Origin of the sequence: Trinickia diaoshuihuensis, from assembly GCF_003390925.1 — a bacterium.
Taxonomy (GTDB): Bacteria; Pseudomonadota; Gammaproteobacteria; order Burkholderiales; family Burkholderiaceae; genus Trinickia; species Trinickia diaoshuihuensis.
The window spans coordinates 425,567-449,171 of the sequence record NZ_QUBS01000081.1 but is presented as its reverse complement, the minus strand read 5'-3'; the positions used below and the strand labels follow the sequence as shown (position 1 = coordinate 449,171).

General features: G+C 63.1%; 22 protein-coding genes. 7 read left to right on the top strand and 15 right to left on the bottom strand.

The window, feature by feature from the left end:
* From DXT59_RS20310 to DXT59_RS20285, 6 genes are all read right to left on the bottom strand, one after another.
* The coding region (locus tag DXT59_RS20310; protein ID WP_420823403.1) for a hypothetical protein at positions 1–627 on the bottom strand (627 nt) is incomplete at its 3' end.
* Positions 628–918: 291 nt separating this feature from the next.
* On the bottom strand, positions 919–1,689 hold the full coding sequence (locus DXT59_RS20305; RefSeq protein WP_116138644.1) for an AraC family transcriptional regulator: 771 nt from the start codon (positions 1,687–1,689) through the stop codon (positions 919–921).
* A 56-nt stretch (positions 1,690–1,745) separates the two neighbouring features.
* Positions 1,746–3,020: an NAD(P)/FAD-dependent oxidoreductase gene (locus DXT59_RS20300; RefSeq protein ID WP_116138643.1), complete on the bottom strand. Its 1,275-nt coding sequence runs from the start codon at positions 3,018–3,020 to the stop codon at positions 1,746–1,748.
* A complete protein-coding gene (locus tag DXT59_RS20295; protein WP_116138642.1) occupies positions 3,017–3,301 on the bottom strand; it encodes a (2Fe-2S)-binding protein in 285 nt (94 codons plus the stop codon). The genes DXT59_RS20300 and DXT59_RS20295 overlap by 4 nt, the downstream gene beginning before the upstream one ends.
* Positions 3,291–4,421 (bottom strand): NAD(P)/FAD-dependent oxidoreductase, encoded by a 1,131-nt coding sequence (locus DXT59_RS20290; protein ID WP_116138641.1) that lies wholly within the window; start codon positions 4,419–4,421, stop codon positions 3,291–3,293. Before DXT59_RS20290 ends, DXT59_RS20295 begins: the two co-directional genes overlap by 11 nt.
* Complete coding sequence (locus DXT59_RS20285) at positions 4,418–5,395, bottom strand: 4-hydroxyproline epimerase (protein ID WP_116138680.1); 978 nt, start codon at positions 5,393–5,395, stop codon at positions 4,418–4,420. Before DXT59_RS20285 ends, DXT59_RS20290 begins: the two co-directional genes overlap by 4 nt.
* A 192-nt stretch (positions 5,396–5,587) precedes the next feature.
* Between DXT59_RS20285 and DXT59_RS20280 the strand changes: the two genes are divergently transcribed.
* Both DXT59_RS20280 and DXT59_RS20275 read left to right on the top strand, forming a co-directional pair.
* Entirely contained in the window at positions 5,588–6,493 is a 906-nt protein-coding gene (locus DXT59_RS20280; RefSeq protein ID WP_116138640.1) for a dihydrodipicolinate synthase family protein, read from the top strand.
* 299 nt (positions 6,494–6,792) lie between these two features.
* Entirely contained in the window at positions 6,793–7,701 is a 909-nt protein-coding gene (locus DXT59_RS20275; protein WP_205417454.1) for a hypothetical protein, read from the top strand.
* Positions 7,702–7,714: 13 nt separating this feature from the next.
* Here the strand turns inward: DXT59_RS20275 and DXT59_RS20270 are convergent, their stop codons facing one another.
* The 6 genes from DXT59_RS20270 to DXT59_RS20245 form a co-directional block, all read right to left on the bottom strand.
* Entirely contained in the window at positions 7,715–8,599 is an 885-nt protein-coding gene (locus DXT59_RS20270) for an alpha-amylase family protein (RefSeq protein WP_116138638.1), read from the bottom strand.
* A gap of 26 nt (positions 8,600–8,625) precedes the next feature.
* Complete coding sequence (locus tag DXT59_RS20265; protein WP_116138679.1) at positions 8,626–10,317, bottom strand: NfrA family protein; 1,692 nt, start codon at positions 10,315–10,317, stop codon at positions 8,626–8,628.
* A 20-nt stretch (positions 10,318–10,337) separates the two neighbouring features.
* Positions 10,338–12,272, bottom strand: a complete 1,935-nt coding sequence (locus DXT59_RS20260) for a glycosyl transferase family protein (protein WP_116138637.1) — start codon at positions 12,270–12,272, stop codon at positions 10,338–10,340.
* A 113-nt stretch (positions 12,273–12,385) separates the two neighbouring features.
* Positions 12,386–13,600 carry a non-hydrolyzing UDP-N-acetylglucosamine 2-epimerase gene (wecB, locus tag DXT59_RS20255; RefSeq protein WP_116138636.1) on the bottom strand — a complete coding sequence of 405 codons (1,215 nt, stop codon included), beginning with the start codon at positions 13,598–13,600 and terminating at the stop codon, positions 12,386–12,388.
* A gap of 218 nt (positions 13,601–13,818) precedes the next feature.
* A complete protein-coding gene (locus DXT59_RS20250) occupies positions 13,819–15,462 on the bottom strand; it encodes a DUF2334 domain-containing protein (protein ID WP_116138635.1) in 1,644 nt (547 codons plus the stop codon).
* Between the two features lie 10 nt (positions 15,463–15,472).
* Positions 15,473–15,697: a hypothetical protein gene (locus DXT59_RS20245; RefSeq protein ID WP_116138634.1), complete on the bottom strand. Its 225-nt coding sequence runs from the start codon at positions 15,695–15,697 to the stop codon at positions 15,473–15,475.
* A gap of 439 nt (positions 15,698–16,136) precedes the next feature.
* Here DXT59_RS20245 and DXT59_RS20240 point away from each other — a divergent pair, with 439 nt between their 5' ends.
* Positions 16,137–17,585 (top strand): MFS transporter, encoded by a 1,449-nt coding sequence (locus tag DXT59_RS20240; RefSeq protein ID WP_116138633.1) that lies wholly within the window; start codon positions 16,137–16,139, stop codon positions 17,583–17,585.
* Positions 17,586–17,649: 64 nt separating this feature from the next.
* Here DXT59_RS20240 and DXT59_RS20235 read toward each other — a convergent pair whose 3' ends face one another.
* The 3 genes from DXT59_RS20235 to DXT59_RS20225 form a co-directional block, all read right to left on the bottom strand.
* Positions 17,650–17,922 carry a hypothetical protein gene (locus DXT59_RS20235; RefSeq protein WP_116138632.1) on the bottom strand — a complete coding sequence of 91 codons (273 nt, stop codon included), beginning with the start codon at positions 17,920–17,922 and terminating at the stop codon, positions 17,650–17,652.
* A gap of 91 nt (positions 17,923–18,013) precedes the next feature.
* Positions 18,014–18,442 carry a DoxX family protein gene (locus tag DXT59_RS20230; protein ID WP_116138631.1) on the bottom strand — a complete coding sequence of 143 codons (429 nt, stop codon included), beginning with the start codon at positions 18,440–18,442 and terminating at the stop codon, positions 18,014–18,016.
* 145 nt (positions 18,443–18,587) lie between these two features.
* On the bottom strand, positions 18,588–20,030 hold the full coding sequence (locus DXT59_RS20225) for a sigma-54 dependent transcriptional regulator (RefSeq protein WP_116138630.1): 1,443 nt from the start codon (positions 20,028–20,030) through the stop codon (positions 18,588–18,590).
* 1,017 nt (positions 20,031–21,047) lie between these two features.
* Between DXT59_RS20225 and DXT59_RS20220 the strand changes: the two genes are divergently transcribed.
* The 4 genes from DXT59_RS20220 (at position 21,048) to cpaB (ending at position 23,436) form a co-directional block, all read left to right on the top strand.
* Positions 21,048–21,224: a Flp family type IVb pilin gene (locus DXT59_RS20220; protein ID WP_420823402.1), complete on the top strand. Its 177-nt coding sequence runs from the start codon at positions 21,048–21,050 to the stop codon at positions 21,222–21,224.
* 71 nt (positions 21,225–21,295) lie between these two features.
* Positions 21,296–21,472 (top strand): Flp family type IVb pilin, encoded by a 177-nt coding sequence (locus tag DXT59_RS20215; RefSeq protein WP_116138629.1) that lies wholly within the window; start codon positions 21,296–21,298, stop codon positions 21,470–21,472.
* Between the two features lie 112 nt (positions 21,473–21,584).
* Positions 21,585–22,118: an A24 family peptidase gene (locus DXT59_RS20210; protein WP_116138628.1), complete on the top strand. Its 534-nt coding sequence runs from the start codon at positions 21,585–21,587 to the stop codon at positions 22,116–22,118.
* Between the two features lie 487 nt (positions 22,119–22,605).
* Positions 22,606–23,436: a Flp pilus assembly protein CpaB gene (gene cpaB, locus DXT59_RS20200; protein ID WP_116138626.1), complete on the top strand. Its 831-nt coding sequence runs from the start codon at positions 22,606–22,608 to the stop codon at positions 23,434–23,436.
* Positions 23,437–23,605 lie beyond the last annotated feature (169 nt).

Sequence of the window (23,605 nt, the reverse complement as noted above, 5' to 3'; positions counted from 1 at the left end):
GGGCGCCGGTGCCGCCGCCGCGGGCGTGGGCGGCGGCGCGGGCCGCGCGCTGTCGGCCACATTAGGCGCGTTAGCCGCACCGGTCCCGTTAGTGCCGTTAGTTACCGGCAGCGCCGCGTTGGACTCGTCCGCACCGCTCGGCGCGATCACGCCCTCCACCGATTTCGATGCGCTCGGCTGCGGCAACGGCGCGGCGCCATCATATCGATGAATCGCCACCGCACCGCCGTAGAGGACGATGAATCCCGCGACGACGAGCGCCGTGCCGCCTTTGAATCCCCATTGCCGAGACCCGCGAAAGGCAGGTGCGCGCAAGCCGCCGTACGGGTCGCCGTCGGGCGATGCGAACAACGGCGTGGGCCGCCCCGGCCACGGCGGGTCCAAGTCACCTTCGAAATCGTCGGCCGGCGCGCCGAATCGTCCTTGCACCGCCGCGCTGCGAGCACGCGGCTCGGACCGGACGCTCTCGGCGCGTTGCGTGGGTTCGATAGGAGACGCGGTGCCGGCCAGCGCGAAACGCGCATGGGCACCGCAGTGCGGGCAGAAAGCCACAGGTTCCGAAATCCGGCCGCCGCATCGGGCACATGCCACCGGGAATTTCGCCTCGCGAGCGGTTTGATCGCGCATGTCCGTACTCCTACCGTACGGACGAAGCAGACGGTGCGCCTCGCTTCGAATGAGCGCTCGCCGCTGCGAGCGCGATTAACCGCTCGATTCGATAAAAAAGCTTGTCCATGATCGTTGATCGAATCGAACCAGTGGCCCACTATCGGCTAGCGTCTTTCATGCGTCAAGCCTAAGCGGCCATTTCGATCCGGCCTTATCGGCCAGAAGTTCGGGGTTAGTTGCCAATCGGTTCCGACGCCCTTTCGCCACGCAAGGTCCATTCATTTCATGCCAGCCGCCGCATGCAAGCATTCATCGCGACGCGGCGCCGTGCAGCAACATCCGGTATTCGCTCGGCGTCACGCCGACCGTCGCTTTGAACTGCCGCGTGAACGCGCTGTGATCGGTGTAGCCGCACAAGGCTGCCACATCGGTCACCTTGTCGTTCGATGCAAGCATTGCCGTTGCCGCGTCCAACCGCGTCTTCAGCAGCACTTGGCGCGGCGTCAAATGAAAGACCTTGTGAAAGTAGCGTTCCAATTGAGCAACGGACATGCCTGCCATCTGTGCAAGATGCGTTAGGTTCAGCGGCTGGACGTAGTTTTCTTGGATGTACTGAACCACCTCGGCCAGCTTCGAATAGGCCGGATGCGTGCGCTCGTTCGCTTTCAGATCGCGCGAGGCGCCGGCGATACCGACGACGCGCCCCGCGCTGTTGCGCAGCGGCACCTTCGAGGTCAAGCACCATCCCGGTTGCCGACCGGGATAGAGATGCAATTCCAACTGGTCGATCATCGGGGCGCCGCCGTTGATGATCGACTGGTCTTGCTCCATATACGCTGCGCCGAAGCGCGACGGAAACACTTCCTCGGTGGTCTTGCCGACGATGCCGCGCTTGTCCTGACAGCCGCAACGCGTGGCCAATGTCCGATTGACGAGCGCGTAGCGCGCATCTTGATCCTTCACGAAGAAGACCAGGTCGGGCAACGCATCGAGCACCGGTTCGAGCTGCGCGTAATACGGCAGCATATCGGCGAGCGTTTCGGCGGCGGGCATTTGCGGCAAGGGAATCGTCGGTGGCATGGTGGGCGAGGCGCTAAAGGCCGCGCGGCAGGAATGCGCCGCGCGAAGCGCCTCGATTATAGGGGAGCATCGTCCGGCTCCTGCGCCTCGAGCAATGCGCCGATGCGAGTAGGCGCGAGCGGCGGGCGCGGCATCGCGGCGCGCCATCCGAAGTAGGTCTGGAGGGCTGTGCCGCAGATACGCCCCTGGCACGGTCCCATCCCGCAGCGGGTATGCAGCTTCGCCTCGCGCCAGCTCGCATGGGTCGATATTTCGCCGAACGTGACGTCCTCGCACCGGCAAACGATCGTCTCCGCGCCCGGCGGTACGCACGCATGCGCGCCGAGCTCGAACGCGCGCGCGACGCGCCGCGCGAAGCCGCGCCAATGCTCGCGCTCGCGCAGCAGTGCGGCCGGTACCGGCCGGCCGCTCGCGGCGAGCCCGGCGATCCGCCCTTCGGCCCGGGCCAGTTCCATCCCGCCGATGCCCGTGCACTCTCCCGCCGCCCATACGTCTTGCACCGACGTGCGTTGAAGATCGTCCACCGTCACCGCTCCCGCCTCGAGCGCGCATCCGAGCATCTGCGCCAGCGACACGTTGGGCACGAGACCGTATCCGCTGGCCACGCGATCGCACTCGAGCGTCACGTCGCGTCCGTGCCGGCGAACGACCGCAGCCTCCACGCGATCGCTGCCGCGCGCCTGCGTCAACACGCTATCGGTCCAGTAGCGAGTGCCCGCGAATCCGCGCGTCAATCGCATCGCTTGCCAAAGCTTCGAGGGGGTGGCCGCCAGCGACAAACCGAACGGCAAGATCGTGCGCCACGGCGCTTGCTCGACCACCGCGACGACATGCGCTCCCGCCGCGCGCGCGGTCGCGAGCGCGGCGATGAGCAACGGTCCGCTTCCCGCCAAGACCACTCGCTCGCCCCGAACCGGCATACCGCCTTTGATCAAGGCTTGGAGACCGCCCGCGCCGGTGACGCCCGGCAACGTCCATCCGTCGAACGGCAGCAAGCGCTCGCGCGCACCCGTGGCAATGACAAGCCGGGTGAACGACACTGCAACGCCGCCGTGTTCCTCCGAGTCGACGATGATCTCTCGCGCGCGTCCCGGCACCGACACACGCGTCGCCTGATAGCGTTTAACATTAGGACAACTAATCAGATCGTCGAGTATTCGGCTCAATGCACGAGGTATCCCCGCATGCGAGCCTTGACGCCAGATTTGTCCGCCCGCCCGCGGATTGTCGTCGATGACGGCGACCGACAGCCCGCCCGATGCAGCGGCACGCGCCGCACTGAGGCCGGCCGGACCCGCTCCGACCACGACGACATCGAAATTCGCTCTCATGAGTTCGACGCTTCCGTATGGACGGTCATCCCGTTCCGGCAAAGGGTTTGACACGCGAGGACATGCGCCCGCTCATCGACTATCACTCTGCACTCCTGACACACGCCCATGCCGCACAGTGCGGCACGCGGCTGGCCGCTCACCGAGCGGCGAGTGCCGCGCACGCCGTAACGCAACACGAGCGCGGCGGCCACCGTCGTATCGGGCTTCACCGCAAATGGGGCGCCGTCGATCACGACGACGACGGACTCGCTCGCACGGCTCGCCGTTTCACGCCCCATCGCCGCGCTCCACCGCGAAACGCTCAACCCGGTAGGGCGTCACGTCGATCGCCGCGCGGGTACCGAAAATTTGCGCCGCCAGCAGTTTGCCCGTCGCGAGCGAGGTCGTGACGCCGAGTCCCTCGTGACCGGCGGCGACCCAGACGCCCGGCAGGGTGTCGCCGGCGGGTCCGATGATCGGCAACCCATCGGGGCTCGCCGCACGGAAACCGGTCCACGCGCGGATCGCGTTCATCGACGGCAGCCCCGGCAGATAACGCGCCGCTCGCTGAAGCATGCTCGCCAGCACCGACCATTCGACGGCAGCATCGAGCGTATCGAACTGGCGTGACGAACCGAGCAGGATTTGCCCCGTCGGTCTCGGTTGGGCATTGAATGCGACCGATGCACCGCGGGTCTGATGAGCGCTCTTGATGTATCCGAGCTCGAGCACTTGATGATGAAGGTAGCCGGGATAGCGGTCGGCAATCAGCAGATGCCCTTTCTTGGGCACGATCGGCAGTCCAGGCAAGAACCGCTGCGCCGATAAGCCGTTGGCGACGACGATCAAGTCGGCCTCGACGATTTCGCCATTGGCGAGGCGAACGCCGCCTTGCGTGAGCGCCGACACCTCGCAGTCTCGACGCAGCGCGATATTCCGGGCTCCTAACGAATGCTCGAGGAGCCATTGTGCGGCACGCGGTGCATAGACGATCGCATCGTCTTCGACCAGCAAACCTCCGGCCATCGGCGCCGCCAGCGACGGCTCGCACTCGCGCAACGCCGCCGCGTCCAACAGTTGCGATCGCACCCCGCCGCCCGAAAACGCGCTCTGCAGCGAACGGGCGGCGGCGAACTCCTCCGCGTCCGCCGCGACCCATAGCGTGCCGCAGCGCGCGAACGCGTCGGAAGCGCGCAGCGAAGGGGCGAGGGCGAGCCAGAGTTCGCGCGAATATGCGCTCAGTGCGAGTTCCGCCGGCGAGTCGTTCATGACGACGATATGGCCCATGCCGGCCGCCGTCGCGCCGCCGCCGATACCGGCCGCCTCCAACACCTCCACGCGCAAGCCCTGGGCGGCCAGCTCCGCGGCGCACGCCGCGCCGACGATCCCAGCGCCGATGACGACGGCGTCGCGGCTCATAACGGACGCGTACCCGGGATACCCGCCGCGAACGGATCGTCCGCTTCGAAGATCAGCTTGCCCTCCGCCATCACGTGGGCCCGGCCGGTGATCGTCGGAACGATCGAAGGCGACTCGCCCCCGGTCGACTCGACCGGCACGTAGCGCCCTTCGAACACGCTGCCGACGATGCTTTGCTGGCGCCATACCGCGTCCGGCGCCAACTTGCCGTCGGCGGCAAGACAAGCGAGTTTCGCGCTCGTACCCGTGCCGCATGGAGAACGGTCGTAGGCATCGCCGGGGCACAACACGAAATTGCGGCTATCGATACCGGGTGCCTCGGCCGGCGCGAATAGTTCGATGTGATCGATGAGCGCACCATCCGCACCGGTGATGTTCCGCGCGATCAGCGCCTCGCGAATCTCATGCGTGTACCGCGTCAATTCGCCGATACGTGCGGGATCGAGCACGCGCCCATGATCGGCGACGAGGAAAAACCAATTGCCGCCCCACGCGATATCGCCGACGACTCGCCCGACGCCTGGCACGTCCACCGCGACGTCGCGCCGATACCGGTAGGCAGGTACGTTGCGCACCGACACCGTGCCGTCCTCGTTCAGCGTGGCCTGCACGACGCCGACGGGCGTCTCGATGAGATGCCGGCCCGGCGAGAGCCGTCCCATATGCGCCAGCGAGGCGACGAGTCCGATCGTGCCATGTCCGCACATGCCGAGATAGCCGACGTTATTGAAGAAAATCACGCCCGCCGCGCACGCGGGATCGAACGGCTCGCACAGCAACGCACCCACGACCACGTCGGAACCGCGCGGCTCGGTCACGACGCTCGCGCGCCAATCGTCATGACGCGTGCGCAAGATTTCAAGCCGCTCGGCGAGCGGGCCGCTCCCCAGATCGGGACCGCCCGCGATCACGAGACGCGTGGGCTCACCGCCTGTATGGGAATCGATGATGTCGATGGTTTTCATGCGGCTAATGGTAGGAACGGGCGCGCCCCGCGTCTTGGCGACGGTGCGCGCTCGACATGCCGATTTCGGCACATTGCGGTGCGGCTCGGCACGCTATGCCGAAATCGTCACCACCGATGCGCGAACGGCGCAAGACGGCACGGGTGCCCCGGCCTACACTGCCCTCGCATCGTTCTTATCGACCGCTTCCGGAGAATTGAAATGGCACCAGTCTGGCAAGGCGTCATGCCCGCCGTCACGACGAAGTTTCACGAAGATTTCAGCATAGACCGCGCTTGGACCCAGAAAAACATCGAAGCGCAAATCGATGCCGGCGTGGACGGCATCATCGTCTGCGGCTCGCTCGGCGAAGCGTCCACGCTCTCGCTCGACGAAAAGCTCCAGGTGCTCGACATCGCCGTCGATGCCGCACGCGGCCGCGTGCCCGTCTTGCTGACGATCGCCGAGGACAGCACGCTCGAAGGCTGCCGCCAAGCCGAGCGCGGCGCAAAGCACGGCGCCGCCGGTTACATGGTACTGCCGGGGCTGCGGTATCTGTCCGATCGCCGCGAGACGATCAATCATTTCCGCATGGTCGCCAAAGCCAGCCCGCTGCCGATCATGGTCTACAACAATCCGCTCGCCTATGGCGTCGATATGACGCCCGAGATGTTCAAGGAAGTCGCCGACGAACCGAAGCTCGTCGCCATCAAGGAATCGTGCGGCGACGTGCGGCGCGTGACCGATTTGATCAACGCGGTAGGCGAACGCTATGCGATCTTCTGCGGCGTCGACAACCTCGCCATGGAGGCGATCTTGATGGGCGCCCACGGCTGGGTCGCGGGGCTCGTCTGTGCGTTCCCGCACGAAACGGTTGCGATTTATCGCCTGCTGCAAGCGGGGCGCATCGAGGAAGCGCGCACGATCTATCGCTGGTTCGCGCCGCTGCTCGCGCTCGACGTCTCGACCAAGCTCGTCCAGAACATCAAGCTCGCCGAAGCGATCGTCGGTCTCGGCACCGAACCCGTTCGTCCGCCGCGCCTGCCGCTCGCCGGTGAAGAACGCAATGCGGTAGAGCGATTGATTAGGAATGCTATCGAATCTCGGCCCCCATTGCCGAAGCTTTAAGCATCGCCTGCGCGAGCGGCCGTTCGTGCCGCTCGCCTACGCTCGCGCGGCATCGGACGAGCGCCAAAACCTCGGCTTTAAACGCCGCTCGGACGTGCGTTTTTCGCCTGTCAATCGTTGTACGCACAACCGATCCAATGCGCCGTTCCTCACACGAATATAGCGCTATCTTCGGATAATTGGTATTTATTTCCATGTAACATCGCGCTTCCTTCAGCCCACCTCGAGGAAGACTCGTGACGTTCAGACGATTTAAATCCTTCTCCAAACTAGCCGCTTCGGCGCTCGTTAGCTGCGCGATGTTCGTGCCTTTCGCGCAATCCGCGCACGCGCAGGTCGAAACACTGAAAACCCCGGTCTACGGCGTGACGCTCGACGATCTGACGCAGTTCAACGCGATCATCGCTTCTTTGCAAAATCTTCCCTATCGGCCGACCGTTCGCGTCGTGTTCGATCCGGGCACGACGGCAGCCGATTACTACCCGTACATCGTCAAGCTGCATCAATACGCCTACGTGATGGGCGAAATCTATGATTCGTATTATTTCCCGACGGATCTGTCGACCTATACGGCCCGCGCGCAAGAGCTCGTCTCGACGCTCGGCGCCAATGTGGACGTTTGGGAGATTGCGAACGAGATCAACGGCGAGTGGCTGCGTAACGACCCGAACGGCCCGACGTCGACAGCCACGACGGAAGAACAGCAAATCGGGCAGATGGTTCAATCGGCCTACAACGTAGTGAAGGGTGCCGGCGGCAAAGTCGCCGTGACCGTGTACTACAACCAGGATCCGGCCGGCAACAATTGCTGGCAGTTGCCGATGGACAATTGGCGCACCTGGCCGACGCAATTCCTGTCGTCGACCGTGCGTAACGGCGCCGATTACGCCCTCTTCAGCTACTACCCGTATCAGGATTGCCCGGGACTGAGTCCGTCGTGGAAGAACGATTTCGCGAAGCTCGAAAGCCTGTTCCCGAATGCCAAGGTCGGCTTCGGCGAAATCGGTACGTCGAGCACGTCCGCGCCGTGGTCGGTTCAGTCGAACCTGATCAAGACCTACTATCCGATGGCGGGCACGATGGCCGATCCGAAGTTTATCGGCGGCTTCTTCTGGTGGAATTACGTCGAACAAATGCTGCCCTACTCGACCAGCCAGTACTTCCAGTTGTTGCGCAACACCATCATCACGCTGAAAGCTCCGTCGTGACGCGCCGCCGTCATCAAGGGCTCGCCCCGAGCCGCGCCGCGGCGCGGGGCGCCAAGGTCCGCGCAAGCTCGTTCGACACGTAATGCGGTCCGTCGAACAGGTAGGCGCGGTACCCGCGATACGCCGCGAGTTGCGCACGCAACTCGCCGGCGCTCGCCGCACGGAAGCCGCCGTGCTCGCTCGGGCGAAATGCCTCGGCGATGACGCGCACGCGATCCGGGCCTAACCGCTCGGCAAGCACATCCAAATAGGCTCGGGCGACCTGCGGCCCGCGCGCATACACCCCGCAACCGTCTTGGAAAAACACGCCGACATCGCGCGGCAGCCAAGCGGTCAACCAATCGGCCAGCGCCTGTCCGCCGACGTTCGATCGATCGTAGACGGAAATCCACAAAGGACGCGGCAGCGTCTGCAAGAGTGCGGCGAGCTTCGGCGCATCGGTCCAAGTCGGATCGACTTCGACGGGAAAGTAGTAACCGGCGATATGCAACGGCAACGCGATATGCGAGATGCGCGCTGACTCGCGCGCCAGTTTTTCGACGTTCTCCCGTGCGCGCTTTTCGTCGGCATCGCCCGCCAAACCAAGAATGACGCTGCGCGCCCACGGTTCGCGACCGATGCGTGCCCAATCGGGAAGGTTAGCGGCCGTGGGCAAGCCGGTGTCCGGCACGAATGCCGTATCGTCCACGACGATCCATTGCACGAGCAATTCACGCACACCGAGCAGATGCCAATCGCCCGAAGGGTTGGCCGTGGCGTTATCGACCTGCCAGACGATGCCCTGCGCGCGACTGTCGACCGACATGTCGGCGCATGAGGCGGTAAGCGCGGTCACGGCGCACGCGGCGCCCAGCAGTGCCCATCGGGCCTGGCCGCGACATCGCGAAAACCGTCTCATGGCGTGCCTCCAATGTGCCGTCCCGATCAGTACCACAGCGTCAATTGGACGGCCAAGCCGCGGGCGCGCGCGGCCGACGTCAGCGGAACGTGGTACTGCACGGTCAAGTCGGCGTAGCTGGCCGGGGCGCTGTATCGGCCTTCGCGGAACCAGAAGCGGAACTGCACGCCGGGGCCGACGCTCATCGCCGTTTGGTTCCGCTCCTTGCTGTCGTAATCCAGGATGAACGCAAGATGGGGATAAACGGTCAGGTGATCGTTGATTTTAGACAACGCCCACGTGTGTCCGTACCGTAACTGAGAATACAAAATGTAACGGCCTTGGTGAAGAAAATAGTCGGCTTCCGCATAGACTTGCCACGCTCGCCAGCTCGGTTCGGTCACGCGCAAATCGTTGCCGGCCTCCGATGAGTAGCCCAATCGCGCAAGCCAATCGTTTTGCGATTGGCTGCCCAAACGCACGAGCCGCTCGGCGCTCAACACGAGGTTCTGATCGACGAGCGGCTTATAGCGCGCACCGATCGAACCTTGCAACGTAGGCGCGCCGGTCACGTTGCCCGAACCGTCGTATGCCGTCCCGTAGCCGCGAACGAAGAACTGCAAGATACGACCGTTGCGAAAGCCGATTTTCGGCGGCTGCCAGTAGGCTTCGATGCCCGGCTGCAAGACGCTGACCGTACCTTGATACGAGAAGGCCGACACCTGATACGGCAAGCTGACGACAAAGCCCCAACTACGCTCGAGTTGCTGCACCTCGCGACGATAGCCGAAGCGCCGTTGGTCGTCGAATGCGTGGTCGTGCTCGTCGGCGTCCAAGCTCGCCTCGAACATTTTCACGGCCTCGTCGTTTTGCCCTAGACGCTTGGCCGCGTAACCGGCATCGGCGTAGTTGTCCGCCTTGGCGCCACCGAGCGCGAAGCCCTGCTCAAATGCGCCGAGCGCCTCGCCGTCCTTGTTTTCGCGAAGCAGATCGTAGGCATGCTGCAGCGTCTTTTGCGCCTCCTCGTTCTTCGGATCCGGTTCCGGCTGCTGCGCGAAGTCGATCAATGCCGCCGCGCTCTTTCGATCATCGTCCGTCGCCGCATGCGCCTGCGCCAATTGCGCCGCGGCCAACGCGCCCTTGCGATCGCCGTTGCGTAGACGAAGTTGAGCGATGCGCAGTTCGATACCGGCATCGGGGTCGCCTTCGAGCGGCTTGAGCGCCTTCTCGGCTTGCTCGGGCTCGTGCGCCGCCAATGCGCTGTCGGCCCAGGCCAGCCGAAGATTGCGCTGCTGAGCGTCGTCCCATGTGCCTCGTTCGAGTGCCGCCGAGAAATCCGCCGCGGCCTCATCGTAGCGCTGCTGCTTTTGCTGCAGGAAGCCGTGTTGCGCCAACACCGCGCCGTCATCGGGATAACGCGCGCGCAACGCCTGCGCTTGCCGGTCGGCCTCCTCGATCTTTCCCTCGCGCACATAGACGTCCAGCAGCAGCAGGCCCAACTGCAAGTTCGACGGCTGCGCCTTGAGCGCGCGCGAGGCGTAGCCTTCGGCCTGCGCAAGATCGCCCGCCGCAATGGCCTTGTACGCCGCATCGGCAAGCCGATACGCGCGCGGCGTCAGCGCCTGAGCGCCGGCCCATGCCCCAGCCGCATGGAGCGCGAGGACGGCGAAAGCCGCAAGACCACGGGTCCTCGCAAGCGCCGGCAGGCGCCTTGCACGCGCCGTTCGTGCTCGTTTCATCTTCATTCCCCCGGTTGGACCTACTGGGCCACGCGCGGCGCGAGCGCGGCACCGCTTGCCGCGCGATCGAGATCCGGGCGCCGCACATGACGTGCGAGTTCGCTCGATATCTCGGCATCGCTCGCCACGAAGTAGGCGACGTTGCAGCCCGCCGCACGCTTGACGGTCTCTCGCTCGTCTTCCGTGAGGGGGCATCCGACCGCGACGTTCAACGTTCCGTCATCCGCTGTCGAAAACGGCACGGCCCGGTACGTTTGTTGTAGTTCGAGTGCGAAGGCGGCCTTGAAATGGCCGGCCGCCACGTTGGCCAAACTCACGCGCGGCAACTCCGCCTGCTCGGCCAGCGCATCGGCAAGGAGCTCGCTGCCGACATGGCCCGCCTCGAGCAGAAGCTCGCCGAGACGCTTGCCGCATTGCGCTTGCCGCGCGAGGCACGCCTCGATTTGCGCGGAGCTCACCACGCCCCACTCGATCAGGATCTCGCCGAGCTTGCGCCGCGCCTTGCCCATCTGATCGTTCGACAAGTAGGTGTGGCTCGTTTTGTCCCACGCGATCGGCTTTCCGGTAATCAAGTGATTGACGAAGATGCGCCACGCGCGGCACACGGCCATGAAATTGATGAGGTTGTTGACGAATAGGCGCGGCATCGACAGCGCACCTTGCAGCGCGCCGTTGAGCTTGGCGACGAAATAGAACCGCTCTCCCAAACGCAGCGCCAGCATGACGCTGTTGACCGCCAACAGCGGCGCGAGCGATCCGCCGACCAGCCCTTCCCCCGGCTCGCCGAGCGGCGCCCATCCCGCGGCGCGCACGAGCGCAACCGTCAGATAGTTCGCGAGCACGCCGTAAGCGACGATCGAGACGATCGACGTGACCATCCCTTTGCGATCGCGGAAGAACATGTACCGGTCACGCCAACTGCCCTTCCAACCCAATTGCTGCCATCCCTGGAAGGAAATGCCCAGGATCCAGCGTGTGCGTTGCCGGTAGGCCGTGCGCAGCGTGCTCGGAAAGTACTCGCGCGTCGCCAGCAGATTGAGCCTCGTCGCCATGCGTTTGCGCTGCCGGCGGACCTGCTCGCGTACGACGTCGGCAATCGGAAAACGCGCGAACATTTCCTTCATGCCTAGCTCGCGCAGCCGGAAACTGAAGTCGTAGTCCTCGGTCAGCGTCGACGTATTGAACGGGTTGCCGCCGCGTTCGGCCGATACCGCCTCGATCGCACGCCGGCTATAGCACGAGGCGACGCCGGCCCCGGGCACGATTCCCGTCAATAGCTGGCGCGACGGAATGTCTTTTTGGTGCGTTTCGCTGAAATCGTCCATGTACGTGCCGGCAACGAACTCATTCCACTTTCGGGGCAACGACAGTACGGGCAACTGCACGAGGTCGTGATCGACGATCGCATAGTTGAAGTACTTCAACTCGATCGGATGGATCACGTCCTCGCAGTCGTGCATGATCACGCCCGCAAACTGAATGTGGTGGGCGCTCTCGTAGCGGCGAATCGCGCCGATGATCCAATTAAGACAATCGGCCTTGCAGGTGGGACCGTCGTTCAGCACCGTCGCGCGCACGACGCGCCCCGGATGGCGGCGCACCATGCGCTCCACTTCGGCGGTCGTCTCGGCATCGTTGTGATAGGTGCCGGCGAAGATGATGTAGCGTTCGTACTCCATCGTTGCGAGCGTGTTCTCGATCATCTTTGCGATGACGTCGTATTCCTTCCATGCGGGCACCATGATGGCCAAATACTGCTCATCGAGCGCGCGCAGCGCCTGTGCGTCGACGCTCGCGTTCGACTCCCTGCGCAACATCCGCTTTATTTCGAATATCCAGTAAAAACCGTCGAGAAACAGATCGTCTACGGTGCTAATGAAGATGATGATCGCCGTCGCCATGGCGACGGCGTTCAACACTTGAAGGTAGGAACCCCAAACCGATATATCGTGCATTTTGCGTATAGCCGCTTTTCAATCGCCACACGAATATGGTGCGTCGGGTACCGGCCCGACACCGTGCGTCGCCCCACACTGATTAACCAGTCGAATACCGATCCCTCCGGCGCTCAGGCGGAGCGCAGCGCTTGAAGTCCCGAAGCGATGGCGTTATGCAGCGGCAGCGATGGAGCAGCTAGATGGCTCATCGACGCGAACGTCACGGGAACCGTCAGCAACGCATCCACGATGCGCTCGCTCGCATGCCCGTCTCCGTATGGATTCGTCGCATGGGCCATCGCGACGTATTGACTGCGATCGTCGAGCAGATGGCTCACTTCGGACACGATGCGCTCCGTATGCGTCCCCACGAGCCGGGCAGTGCCCGCGCGCACCGCCTCCGGGCGCTCGGTCGTCTCACGCGTGACGAGCACCGGTTTGCCGAGCGCCGGCGCTTCCTCTTGAATGCCGCCCGAGTCGGTAATGATCAAGTACGCCTTGGACATCAAATAGACGAACGGCAAGTAGTCCTGCGGATCGATCAGATGCACGTTCGGCTCGTCGCGCAAGACGGCGTTGACGGGCGTGCGGACGTTCGGGTTCAGGTGGACCGGATACACGAGTTGCACGTCGTCGTATTTGAGCGAGATTTGCTTGAGTGCTTCGCAAAATTGCTTGAACGGTTCGCCGAAGCTTTCTCTGCGATGTCCGGTCACCAAGATCAAACGGCGCGACGGATCGAGAAACGGATAACGCGCGGCGATCGAGTCGGCGAGCAGGGCATTCTCGTCGAGCTTGTGCTTCACTCTGAGCAACGCATCGATGACCGTATTGCCTGTCAAAATCACCTGCGAGGCCGGGGCACCTTCGCTGAACAAATTGTGTTTGGCTTGCTCGGTCGGCGCGAACAGCCACGACGAAACGGCATCGGTCACGCGCCGGTTCAACTCCTCCGGCCAAGGCGACCAGACGTTGCCGGTGCGCAGCCCCGCCTCGACGTGGCCCACGGGAATGTAACGATAGAACGCCGCCAGGCTCGCCGCGAGCGTCGTCGTCGTATCGCCGTGCACGAGGACGGCGTCGGGTTGCCAATCGTCGTAGACCTTGCCGATCGACTGCAAGATGCCCGACGTCAAATCGCCCAGCGTTTGCCCTTCGCGCATTAAATCGAGATCGTAGTCGGGCACGATATCGAAAAGCTCGAGCACTTGGTCGAGCATTTGCCGATGTTGAGCCGTGACGCATACCTTCGCGTCGATGCCCGGCTCCTCGGCCAGGGCTCTCACGAGCGGCGCCATCTTGATGGCTTCAGGCCGCGTACCGAATACCGTTAAAACCTTCTTCATTGCTTCCCCGCTGATTTGGCTGTGCCGTTCTTCACGTCACCAGGACCGCAAAGCGCCTTATCCGCGCTCGCACTCGCCGGTGCCTTTTGCGTACTTGCAAAATGCTTGCAACGAGACAGTAGAAGATCGGCGTTGGTGAAGTCTGTGTGAGCCACCTCATAGCGGCCGGACGAGCGCGCCGCCCAGGACGCGCTCATGACCCAAGTCAAGTCCTCCGATTACTTGGCTGTCGTACCGTCCACCCACGTGTAACCGAGCTTTCCGATGCCCGAGACCAGGCTCTTGAAGTCGCTCATCGCGGGCACGCCTAAACTCGGCTCGAGCCAGTACGGGTGGAAGAAGAACGAAGCGAATCCGTCACGCACGACGAGTGCGTATTGCGCATTGGTCAACACTTGCTGCCATGTATAGCTGATGCACGAGAACGGATCGATATTGCAAATGTTGTACTGGATGCTGCCCAAGTTCTCCGGCACGATTCGCTCCCCGTAGTAGTCCCGATTGATGATGTACGGGAAGAACTGACCGGCGGAGAAATCTTGGTTGGCCGCACCGGTTCCGATCTGCGGATTGGTGGCGGTGTAGTACACGGCGCGCTGGAAGGTGCTGGGGAATTGCGCGGCCGCGGCTTGCGAAGCCAGCGGCGACATCTGATATTGAGGTGCGCCCCAACCCGCCACCTTGTAGCCGTTATTGGTGAATTCGGCCACGCCGCCTTGCATCCGTCCTTGGGCCCATTGCTGCGAATCCTCGTCCACGGGCCGGTTCTGCACCGCGTACCAGAATTCATAGTCGTTGCCCGACACGGCGTTTTGAACGTTCGGCGTCGAATCGTATTGGTGCGTATAACCGTGCACGATGATCGAGCCGCCGCGCGGCAGCGCATAGTTGAGCGCCGACTTCAACCCCGTGGCTTGCGCAAGATGAATCGTTTCGGGCACGCCGCCGTTGTAGTAGCCGTTCGGATCCGTATAAAGCGGAATCGTGGCCATCGTGAACGGGATCCGCAAGCTATATAGATAGTCGGTCAGTTGCTTCATCGAACTCGTCGTCGTAAAGGCGTCGAGGTCCTCGAGCCGCACGAGCGCGCGATGATTGACGGGAGCGCCCGTATTGAGGATGTCGTGCAGCATGTCGCAGATGACGAGGTACCGGTCGGTCGGGCCGATATACGAGAACGGCATGTCGGCGAAGTACCAGAATTTTCCGGAACGGATCACGTAGGGAGCCGTGGCGCCTGTCTTGCTGTTCGTGATCGTGACCAGCGATTGCGCCAGTGCCGCATTCGCAACCGACGTCAAGCCCATGTCCGGATCGGCACTGACGGTGCCCGTCGAGGCATCGTAAGCGTAGTACTTCACCATCGACATGTTCTTATAGCTGACCGTATCGTAGAAACCCGGTGAGGGATTGCTCGAAGAAGGTTGCGCGTTCAGCCCCGCCAAGCCGAGGAAGTTGATGCCGTACGTCTGCGTGAATGTGTACGCGGAATTCCAAGCCACTTCCCATAAGTTGTACTTGAACCACACCACGGTATTTTTCGCGGTCATCACGTCGCTGAGGAACGCGGCCGGCAGCGGGTTGTTGTAGTAGTCGCCGATATAGAAAGTAGCGGTCGTGGCGTTGATTTGGCCGGCGGTGTAGTTCTGCACCGGTTCGATCGTCACCGTGGTATTGAAATGTCCCAGCAGGTTGCGCAGCATGATCGAGTACATCAACCCGAGCTTCGAAAACGGGTCGTTTTGCGGGTTGTCGTACAAGATCAACGTGCTTGCGGTCGTCGCTTGCGCGCGGGCGGTGCCGGGCAGCGTCAATTGAGCGAACCCCGCCAACAGCGCAACGATCAAGATGATCTTTTTCATCTTCAGTCTCCTAGTTGCGCTCGACCGTGCCGCCTACGCGTTTGACGGTATTCAATTCAAACTTGGGACGTCCCGTTTCCTTGTAGGCATCGTTCCAATCCTTCTTCGACATGCCCGGCTGAATTTTCACGTTGCCGGAGAGGATCGGCCGCGGCGGCACTTTATAACCGGTGGCGGGACTGGATGTTTGCGCGCCTGAATCCGCGCAAAACGCGATCGATAAAAGCGCAGCCATCGCAATCGGAACGATTCTCCGAGGGCGGGGGTCGATGTGGTGAACAGGCATAGCCAACTCCTTATTCGTCCGCGCGCGGCCTCGGCGGCGAACGGGTTTTGGACGTGCCGCGCCGCCACGATGCTCGGGGGAACATCGCGGGGAGCGTTCTCAAGTTTGATCAGCACGGGACGAATGAGGCGAAGGGGGTTCGCGCATCACTCGTTACCCTGCGTTATCAGCATGCACGGTTAAGCGCGTTTTCGCGCGATCAAATCGAATGAAAGTGTCAGGCGGCGCACACTGAATTCGCCGCCGTCCGTGATAGCGCAGTTGATATTTTGATAATTTCTTATTTCGAAATCGCCGATAAGTCGCGGCGAATGCGTTTCCCGCCCCGGCATCCATATTTCATCAGACCACGAAACATCGATGCGGGCATGCTGTTAGCATCGTCGGCATGAACTCGATCCAAGCCCCCGCTCCCTTCACGCCCACGGTCGCGCGCGTGCTTGCGACCGTCAGCGTGGCATTCGTCGTCACGCAATTGGACGTGACGATCGTCAACATCGCGTTGCCGAACATCGGCTCGCAATTGCAGGCGCCCGTGTCGGTTCTGCAATGGATCGTCGATGCCTATACGCTTGCGTTCGCCGTGTTGATGCTTTCGGCGGGTATCTTGGGTGATCGCTACGGGGCACGGCGCTTGTTCGCGGCCGGTCTCGCACTGTTCGCGCTCGCCTCGCTCGCTTGCGGTGTCGCACCCAATGCGGCGGCGCTCGTCGCCGCGCGTGCGATACAAGGCATCAGCGCGGCTGCCATGCTCCCCAATTCGCTCGCGTTGCTCAATCGAGCGTGCCGCCACGATCCGCATTTGCGGGCACGCGCCGTTGGCCTATGGACGGCATCCGGCTCCATTTCGATCGCCGCCGGGCCGGTGCTCGGAGGCATTCTGATCGCAACGTGGGGCTGGCGCAGCATCTTTCTCGTCAACGTGCCGATCTGCCTGGCCGGACTCGTCGCCACGTTCATGTGGATCCCGAAGCGCCAGGACGACGGCGCGCCGACACCTCGCGCGCAAGTGGGCATCGATTTGCCCGGACAGGCCATTGCGATCGTGGCGTTGACGGCATTCACGGGCGCGGTGATCGAGCTGCGCCCCCTGGGCCCGAGCCATCCGCTCATCGTCGGCGCGCTGATCGCATCGGTGTTGGCGGCGCTCGCATTCGTGGCGGTGGAAGCGCGCAGCCGGGCGCCGATGGTCCCGCTCTCGCTGTTGCGCGACAAAACGTTCAGCGCGGCGGTGGCGTTCGGGGTTTGCGTGAATATGGCCTATTACGGCACCGTATTCGTGCTGAGTCTGTTCTTGCAGCGCGTGCGTGGAGAGTCGGCGCTGCAGGCCGGTCTCGCATTCCTGCCGCTCACCGGCGGCTTCTTGATTTCCAACGTTGCCAGCGGATGGGTCGTGGCGCGCTACGGCCCGCGCCGGCCGATGATGATCGGCGCCGCCATCGGCGCGCTCGGCTATGCGCTGCTGCATTTCACGCGCGCCGACACACCGTTCCTTGCGATGCTGGCGCCGTTTCTATTGATCCCGGCCGGCATGGGCCTAGCCGTACCGGCAATGACGACGGCCGTTCTCGCCTCGGTCGAGCACAAGCGCGCCGGCACGGCATCGGCATTGCTCAACACCGCGCGCCAAGCCGGCGGTGCGGTCGGCGTCGCCGCATTCGGCGCGCTGGCGAGCGGTGCCGGTACAGCGTCCGTCGTCTCGGGCACGCGCATCTCGGCGGCGGTCGCCGCCGCTCTGCTCCTCGCCGGGCTATGGCTCGCGAGCCTCGTTCATCCGGCCGCTCACACGCGCGAAGGCACGGACAGCGAAACGGAGCGCGCAAACACCGAGCGATAGCCCCGAGGCGATCACCCCGCCCGTGCGAGCGTCGGCCGGTTCCGTTCGGCTCGCCTCGTCACCGCTAAAGCGTTGCGTTTTGAACGGCGCCGGTATCGATGGCGCGCTCGATGAGCCCCTCGTCGAGGGCCTTGCGTATCGCATCTGAAATCAATTGTTCGGGCGCGGCCAGGTCCGCTTTGAGCGAACCGATCAAGCCCGACGCGTCGAAAATCACCAATGTCTCGGCGGAATCGTCACGGCTGATGATCACTCGATGCTTGGACTCTCCCTCGCCCAAGCTCGCGCAAAAGTGCATGGTGCGTCCGTCGATTTGCTGCTCGAAGCTTTGAATCATCCGCGGGCCCTCCGTTCACACGCACGTTCTCGAGATCGAGCAAGCAAAGATCGTGCGCGAGATGTCGAGGCGAGGCCGCGAAGCGGCCCGGCTATAGCGAAGGCCTTCGGGGCGCGCGCGCCGCATCGATGCTCGCGCCGCCCGCCCCGGTCACCATGAGCAGCAAGAAGCCACCGGCGATGCCGACATTTTTCCAAAAGTGAATCACCATGTCGTGTTCGAGCGCCGCGTTCGCGACGTTCCAGAAATCGTGGCCCAGTACCGCGGTAGCGACCGTATAAACGGCCATGACGAAGCCGAGCGGACGAATCAGAAAACCGGCTACGAGCATGAGGCCACCGATCACTTCGACGGCCGTCGCAATGGGCGCCGCGATCTGCACGAACGGCACGCCCTTGGCCTGCAGGTAGCCGACGAACGCGCCGTAGCCGAGCACCTTCATCACCCCCGACCATAGAAACAATACAGACAGCGCCAAACGCGCGATGAGAATGATGAAGGAATCGACGGCACGCGTCATGAATTCGAACCTCCTTGTCCGTGGAAAAGACAGCGCGCGCCAAGTGCATTAGCGGCACCACCGCGCGCGGACATCGAAGGTCAGAATATGCGCTGCGGCCCGGATTTCCAAGCGCGGATCGGAGCCGCGCTTGCCGGGCCGATCGCTAAGGCGCCATTTGCTCGACGCCGTGGCGGCTTGCATCGCCCGCGCGCTCGCACTCGGAACCCGCACGCGGATGGCGCTGCGAGGGCGATTCGTCGCGCAGCCCGCTCGAGTTCAACAGCCGATACAACGTGGCGCGAGAGATACCGAGTTCGATCGCGGCGCTCGACAAACTGTAAGCATGACGCGCAAGCGCGTCTCTCACGGCGGCTCGCTCCGCATCGCAGCGAATCTCGGCGAGGGTCCGCCCGGCTTTGGCCTCCATACCGGGCAAGCCCAAGTCCGAGGCGGTAATGAAACGCCCCTCGGCCATCACGACCGCGCGTCGCACGCAGTTGATCAGCTCGCGTACGTTGCCGGGCCAGCTATAGTTGAACATCGCCGAGATCGCATCGCTCGAAAATCCGCGAATCTTACGGGCGCCATCGCGGCGATACAGTTCGAGCGCATGCTGGGCGAGCAGTTTGATATCGCCGCCGCGCTGGCGCAACGGCGGCTCGTCCAGACGCAAGACGCACAGGCGATGATAAAGGTCCATCCGGAAGCGGCCCGCTTGAATCGCCGCCATCAAATCGACATGCGTCGCCGAAACGATGCGGACGTCGACCTTGATTGGCCCCGAGCCGCCGAGCCGCTCGATCGTGCCTTCCTGCAAGAATCGCAAGAGCACGGCCTGGCATTCGTGGGGCATGTCGCCGATCTCGTCGAGAAAAAGCGTGCCGCCGTCGGCCGCCTCGATGCGGCCGATCTTGCGTTGCAACGCTCCCGTGAACGCGCCGCGCTCATGGCCGAACAATTCCGATTGCAATAGAGACGGGGGAATCGCCGCGCAATTGATCGCGACGAACGGCGCCTTGCCGCGCGTGGAGCGATCGTGAATGGCCCGCGCCGTCAATTCCTTTCCCGTGCCCGATTCGCCCGCGACGAAAACGGGCGCCTCATTGCGCGCGCACTTGTCGACGCCGCGATTCAGTTGCTGCATCGCCTCGCATTGGCCGATCATCGCGCTATTGACCACCGCCGGTTTCGCGCGGCTGGCCGTATCGCGCAACGACCACAGGCCGTCAGCGTGTCCCATCAGGATCGTCAACCGTTCGTCGTTGCAAGGCAGCGTCACGAAATCGAAGCAGAAGTCAAGGATGAAGCGGCGCACAGGCGGATCTTCGGCCTGCCCGGGACGCACTTCCGCAATCCACGCCACGTCGTTATGCGAGATGCAGGACTCGAGTTCCGCAAGCTGCTGCGAATTGCAATCCGCGGGCAATTGCACGAGGCCGACGTGGATCGCTCCACGTTCGAGCGTCCGCTGCACCTGCTGCGGCGTTTTTGCGTGGACCACATGCCAGCCCGCCGACACGAGCCAATCGACACTCTCCGTGTCCGGCTTGAGTGAGACGAGAAGAACAGTGCGTTCCGCGCGCAGCGGATGAAAACCAGTACTCATGTATTGCCCCCGTATCGATACGCGAGTTTCCTCAGTCAGCCTATCCCCGCGAATCGAAGCCATTTTTGATCTCGATCAGTTTTTATGCGGCGTCGCGCCGCATATGCTTACCGATCGAAACCGCGTAGGCACGCCGTCTATTGCGGCGTTGCCAGCCATCACGCATTGGCATGAATCTAATACGACGCTCGGTTGCCTCGGTCGAAACGTCGTACCGAAAACACACCCCCATCTCGGAATCTCTCTGACGGCGTCGCGTCCGATACCGGCCCGCGCTTTTATTTCGTTATGCAATGCAACATAGCGCCGAAGCTTACGAATTACTATAGGAAAAAACGCCATCGGGCCGAATACGGAGTCGCAGTATTTCTTACCGCCGAGTGTTAGGAGACCCTCATTTCCGCGATGATGGCCCCTCCAGGCTCGCCGGTTGGGCGCCCGGCAGAGGCAGTCTCACCAATGAGACAACCGCGACGCACCTATTTTTGGCCCGATCCGCTCGCCCAATTCTTCCACTTGCATAACCCCGGCGGCCGGCTCCGCGAGGCTGGACAATACGCTCGCTGCAATGCGGCAATCGGGTTTCCAGTCCCGAACGTGCGTTCGATCTCTTGCCGTCCGAGCCGTTTATCGTCAGCCCTAATGTTTCAGCAACGAAACATCCCCCTGTCCAAACCCGCCAAAAACCTCGCAACGCGTTGCGCGTTTCCTTGCCGCGCAATGGTTTGCGGCCCGATGGCACAGCCATTGCCTTAATGCCCCGCAATCGAATTCGCCGCAATTGCAGACGTCATCCCGATTGCGGCAACGAACTTTGGTCAAGGGCGAGCGACATGGCACGCGAGCCCCGAGGCCGGAGAAGCGACGGGGCCGTCGCGCCGCTATGCGAGCGATGCGGACATGCGAGCGAGATGCCCCGCCCAGGTGGCCGGCTGCGAGGCCGGCTAAGTATGCCGCGGTTATTCATCGAAAGGCCGCGGCTTTTGGTTGATTTCAACCTCTCCATCGGGGGCAATTATGAGCAAGTTTCAACGTTTCCTGCGCGAAGAAGACGGTGCGGCCGCAATCGAATACGGTCTGCTGGCCGGTCTGATCTCGGTCGCCATCATCACCACGGTCACGCTGATCGGCACCAACCTGAATACGGTGTTCGGTTACGTCCAGACCGCCTTGTCCGGCGTCAAAGCCCCCTGAGCTCGGATCGACGGTCTCGAGCGCCTCACCGCACTCGAGACTTCGCCTGATCTCATTTACCGGGGAAAACCATGAGCAACCTTGAGCGATTCCTGCGTCTTGAAGAAGGCGCGGCGGCCATCGAATACGGATTGCTGGCCGGACTGATCGCAGTGGCGATCGTGACCGCCGTCACGCTGATCGGTACGAATCTGAACACGGTGTACGGATACGTCAGCACCGCGCTCAGCAATATCGCCGCACCGTGACGATGGCCTCACGCGCTTCGCGGCATGAACCGGCTGCGGCAGCATCGCGGAAGACAAGTTGCGAAGCGCCTTTTCAAACAAATACACGTCATAGCGAAGAACGGGGAATGCAATGAACACCATCCTCTTTCCAACCGGCCCGTGCGTCGTGGCGCTCGTCGTCGTGGCTATGTCGTACGACCTTCATGCGCGCCGCATCCCGAACTGGCTCGTGGCGACGGCGTTGATCGCCGCGCTGCCCATCGAGATCGTCGCGAACGGCTTGCCGATCGGCCCGATGTGGTGGTTGACCGGCGCATTGACGGGGGGCTTGCTGTTCGTGCCCGGGTATTTGATTCGGATGCTCGGCGCGGGCGACGTCAAGCTGATGGCCGCCGTCGGCGCCCTGCTCGGGCCGCGCGGCGCGCTCGAGGCGGTCATGGCGGCGACGGTGGCGGGCGGCGTGATCGCGTTCGTCGCGTTGTTGCAAAAGCGCAGATTACGCAGGGGCGTGGCAAGCGCGATGTCGATCCTAATCACGATGTCGGCCGACGACACGCCGCAGCGCGAGCGCGCGAGGCCTGCCGTCGAGTCCGCGGTCGGTTCGCTGCCCTACGGCATTGCGATCGCGATCGGCTCGGTGATCGCCATCGCGGTCAACGCGTAGCGTAAGCCGAAGAGGAGATGAGCTAGCCATTCGACTAGCCGAGGGCCGGGAGGGTCGATCGAGGCCGAACCGCGCGCGATGCGCCGGTTCAGAAGCCGAGACGACATGGAGAAAGAGAAGCCGCGCGCGGGGAGGATGACGCGGACGTGCAAGGGCAGCAGCTCATGCGTGCGAAGACACGCGAGAACGGTTGCCCCGTTATATCGCTCGCCGAGCGGCGGGCTTAATCGGGGGAAGTGCAATGAGCAAGAACGTCGAACGAACCGCCTCGCGCGGTCGCGCCAAACGAAGCCGCACCGCGCGGCGCGTACGAAACGTACGCGCGAGCGACGCGGGCCACGGCCTCGTTGCATGACTCCCCCGAGCTTTGATGCCAATACGACGCGGCGATGCCGCACGGGAAACGCTTGATATACGCCGCCTCGACGCGCTGCTCCGGCACCTTGGAATGCCGGTCGCGCTGAGAAGCAACCGATAGGTGAACGACATGAAAAACCTTCGCGCATTGATGATGCTTCTAATTGCCGCCGCGGCCGGATTGACCGCCGTCGTCTTCGCATCGCGTTGGATGATGGCGCAAAACTCGAACGCCACGACCAAAGTGGTCGTAGCAACCGCCGATATCGACCTCGGGCAGCGCATCTCGCCCGAGTTCATCAAAACGATCGACTGGCCCTCGGGCAGCGTGCCGCCCGGCGCCTTCCACGACGTCGGCAAGGTGGACGGCCGCGTCCTGAAGGAAACCGCCATGCGCGGCGAGCCGATCTTGGAGGCGAAACTCTCCCCGCAAGGCTCGACGGGAGGCTTGTCGGCCGTCATCGATCCCGGCAAACGGGCGATCACCGTGCGCGTGAATGACGTCATCGGCGTGGCGGGGTTCGCGCTGCCGGGCAACTACGTCGACATCATCGTCAACACGCAGAAAGACGCGAGCGTGCAGACGCAGACCGACCAAAAGATTTCGAAGATCGTCCTCGAACACATTCTCGTTCTCGCCGTCGCACAAGAAGCCGGCCGCGACGAAACGAAACCGAAAGTCGTCGATGCCGTCACGCTGCAAGTGACGCCCGAGCAGGCCGAAAAGATCGACCTTGCCCGCAGCATCGGCACGCTCTCGCTCGTGCTGCGCAACCAAGTAGATCCCAAAGATCCGAATACGGACGGCGCCACGCGAGCCTCGCTGCTCAAGCTGCCGCAACCGCCGGCACCGGCGCCGGCGCGTCCGGCACCCGTGAAGGTCGCTGTGCATCGCGAAGCCGCGCCGCGAGACTGCGTGCACGTGATCGACGGCTCGAGCAATACGCAGGAATGTTTTTAACCGCCGATTGAAGGTTCGTTCGCGCTGCCGGCTCACCGACCAGCGCCGGCATGCGGCGAACGAAGGACCGTAACGACTCGATAACGCGCGCCGCCGAACTTAACGCGGTCTACAAGCTGCGGCCTACAAGCGAAATTGGCATCACTTATTGCATCACCGGGGGAACGAC

Bases quoted from the DNA above. Each gene is read 5' to 3' on its own strand.
- DXT59_RS20210 (WP_116138628.1), top strand. From the start codon at position 21,585: ATGAACACCATCCTCTTTCCAACCGGCCCGTGCGTCGTGGCGCTCGTC.
- wecB (WP_116138636.1), bottom strand. From the start codon at position 13,600: ATGAAGAAGGTTTTAACGGTATTCGGTACGCGGCCTGAAGCCATCAAG.
- cpaB (WP_116138626.1), top strand. From the start codon at position 22,606: ATGAAAAACCTTCGCGCATTGATGATGCTTCTAATTGCCGCCGCGGCC.
- DXT59_RS20260 (WP_116138637.1), bottom strand. From the start codon at position 12,272: ATGCACGATATATCGGTTTGGGGTTCCTACCTTCAAGTGTTGAACGCC.
- DXT59_RS20305 (WP_116138644.1), bottom strand. From the start codon at position 1,689: ATGCCACCGACGATTCCCTTGCCGCAAATGCCCGCCGCCGAAACGCTC.
- DXT59_RS20280 (WP_116138640.1), top strand. From the start codon at position 5,588: ATGGCACCAGTCTGGCAAGGCGTCATGCCCGCCGTCACGACGAAGTTT.
- DXT59_RS20230 (WP_116138631.1), bottom strand. From the start codon at position 18,442: ATGACGCGTGCCGTCGATTCCTTCATCATTCTCATCGCGCGTTTGGCG.
- DXT59_RS20295 (WP_116138642.1), bottom strand. From the start codon at position 3,301: ATGGGGCGTGAAACGGCGAGCCGTGCGAGCGAGTCCGTCGTCGTCGTG.
- DXT59_RS20270 (WP_116138638.1), bottom strand. From the start codon at position 8,599: ATGAGACGGTTTTCGCGATGTCGCGGCCAGGCCCGATGGGCACTGCTG.
- DXT59_RS20225 (WP_116138630.1), bottom strand. From the start codon at position 20,030: ATGAGTACTGGTTTTCATCCGCTGCGCGCGGAACGCACTGTTCTTCTC.
- DXT59_RS20300 (WP_116138643.1), bottom strand. From the start codon at position 3,020: ATGAGAGCGAATTTCGATGTCGTCGTGGTCGGAGCGGGTCCGGCCGGC.
- DXT59_RS20220 (WP_420823402.1), top strand. From the start codon at position 21,048: ATGAGCAAGTTTCAACGTTTCCTGCGCGAAGAAGACGGTGCGGCCGCA.
- DXT59_RS20240 (WP_116138633.1), top strand. From the start codon at position 16,137: ATGAACTCGATCCAAGCCCCCGCTCCCTTCACGCCCACGGTCGCGCGC.
- DXT59_RS20290 (WP_116138641.1), bottom strand. From the start codon at position 4,421: ATGAGCCGCGACGCCGTCGTCATCGGCGCTGGGATCGTCGGCGCGGCG.
- DXT59_RS20235 (WP_116138632.1), bottom strand. From the start codon at position 17,922: ATGATTCAAAGCTTCGAGCAGCAAATCGACGGACGCACCATGCACTTT.
- DXT59_RS20245 (WP_116138634.1), bottom strand. From the start codon at position 15,697: ATGGCTGCGCTTTTATCGATCGCGTTTTGCGCGGATTCAGGCGCGCAA.
- DXT59_RS20275 (WP_205417454.1), top strand. From the start codon at position 6,793: ATGTTCGTGCCTTTCGCGCAATCCGCGCACGCGCAGGTCGAAACACTG.
- DXT59_RS20215 (WP_116138629.1), top strand. From the start codon at position 21,296: ATGAGCAACCTTGAGCGATTCCTGCGTCTTGAAGAAGGCGCGGCGGCC.
- DXT59_RS20265 (WP_116138679.1), bottom strand. From the start codon at position 10,317: ATGAAACGAGCACGAACGGCGCGTGCAAGGCGCCTGCCGGCGCTTGCG.
- DXT59_RS20250 (WP_116138635.1), bottom strand. From the start codon at position 15,462: ATGAAAAAGATCATCTTGATCGTTGCGCTGTTGGCGGGGTTCGCTCAA.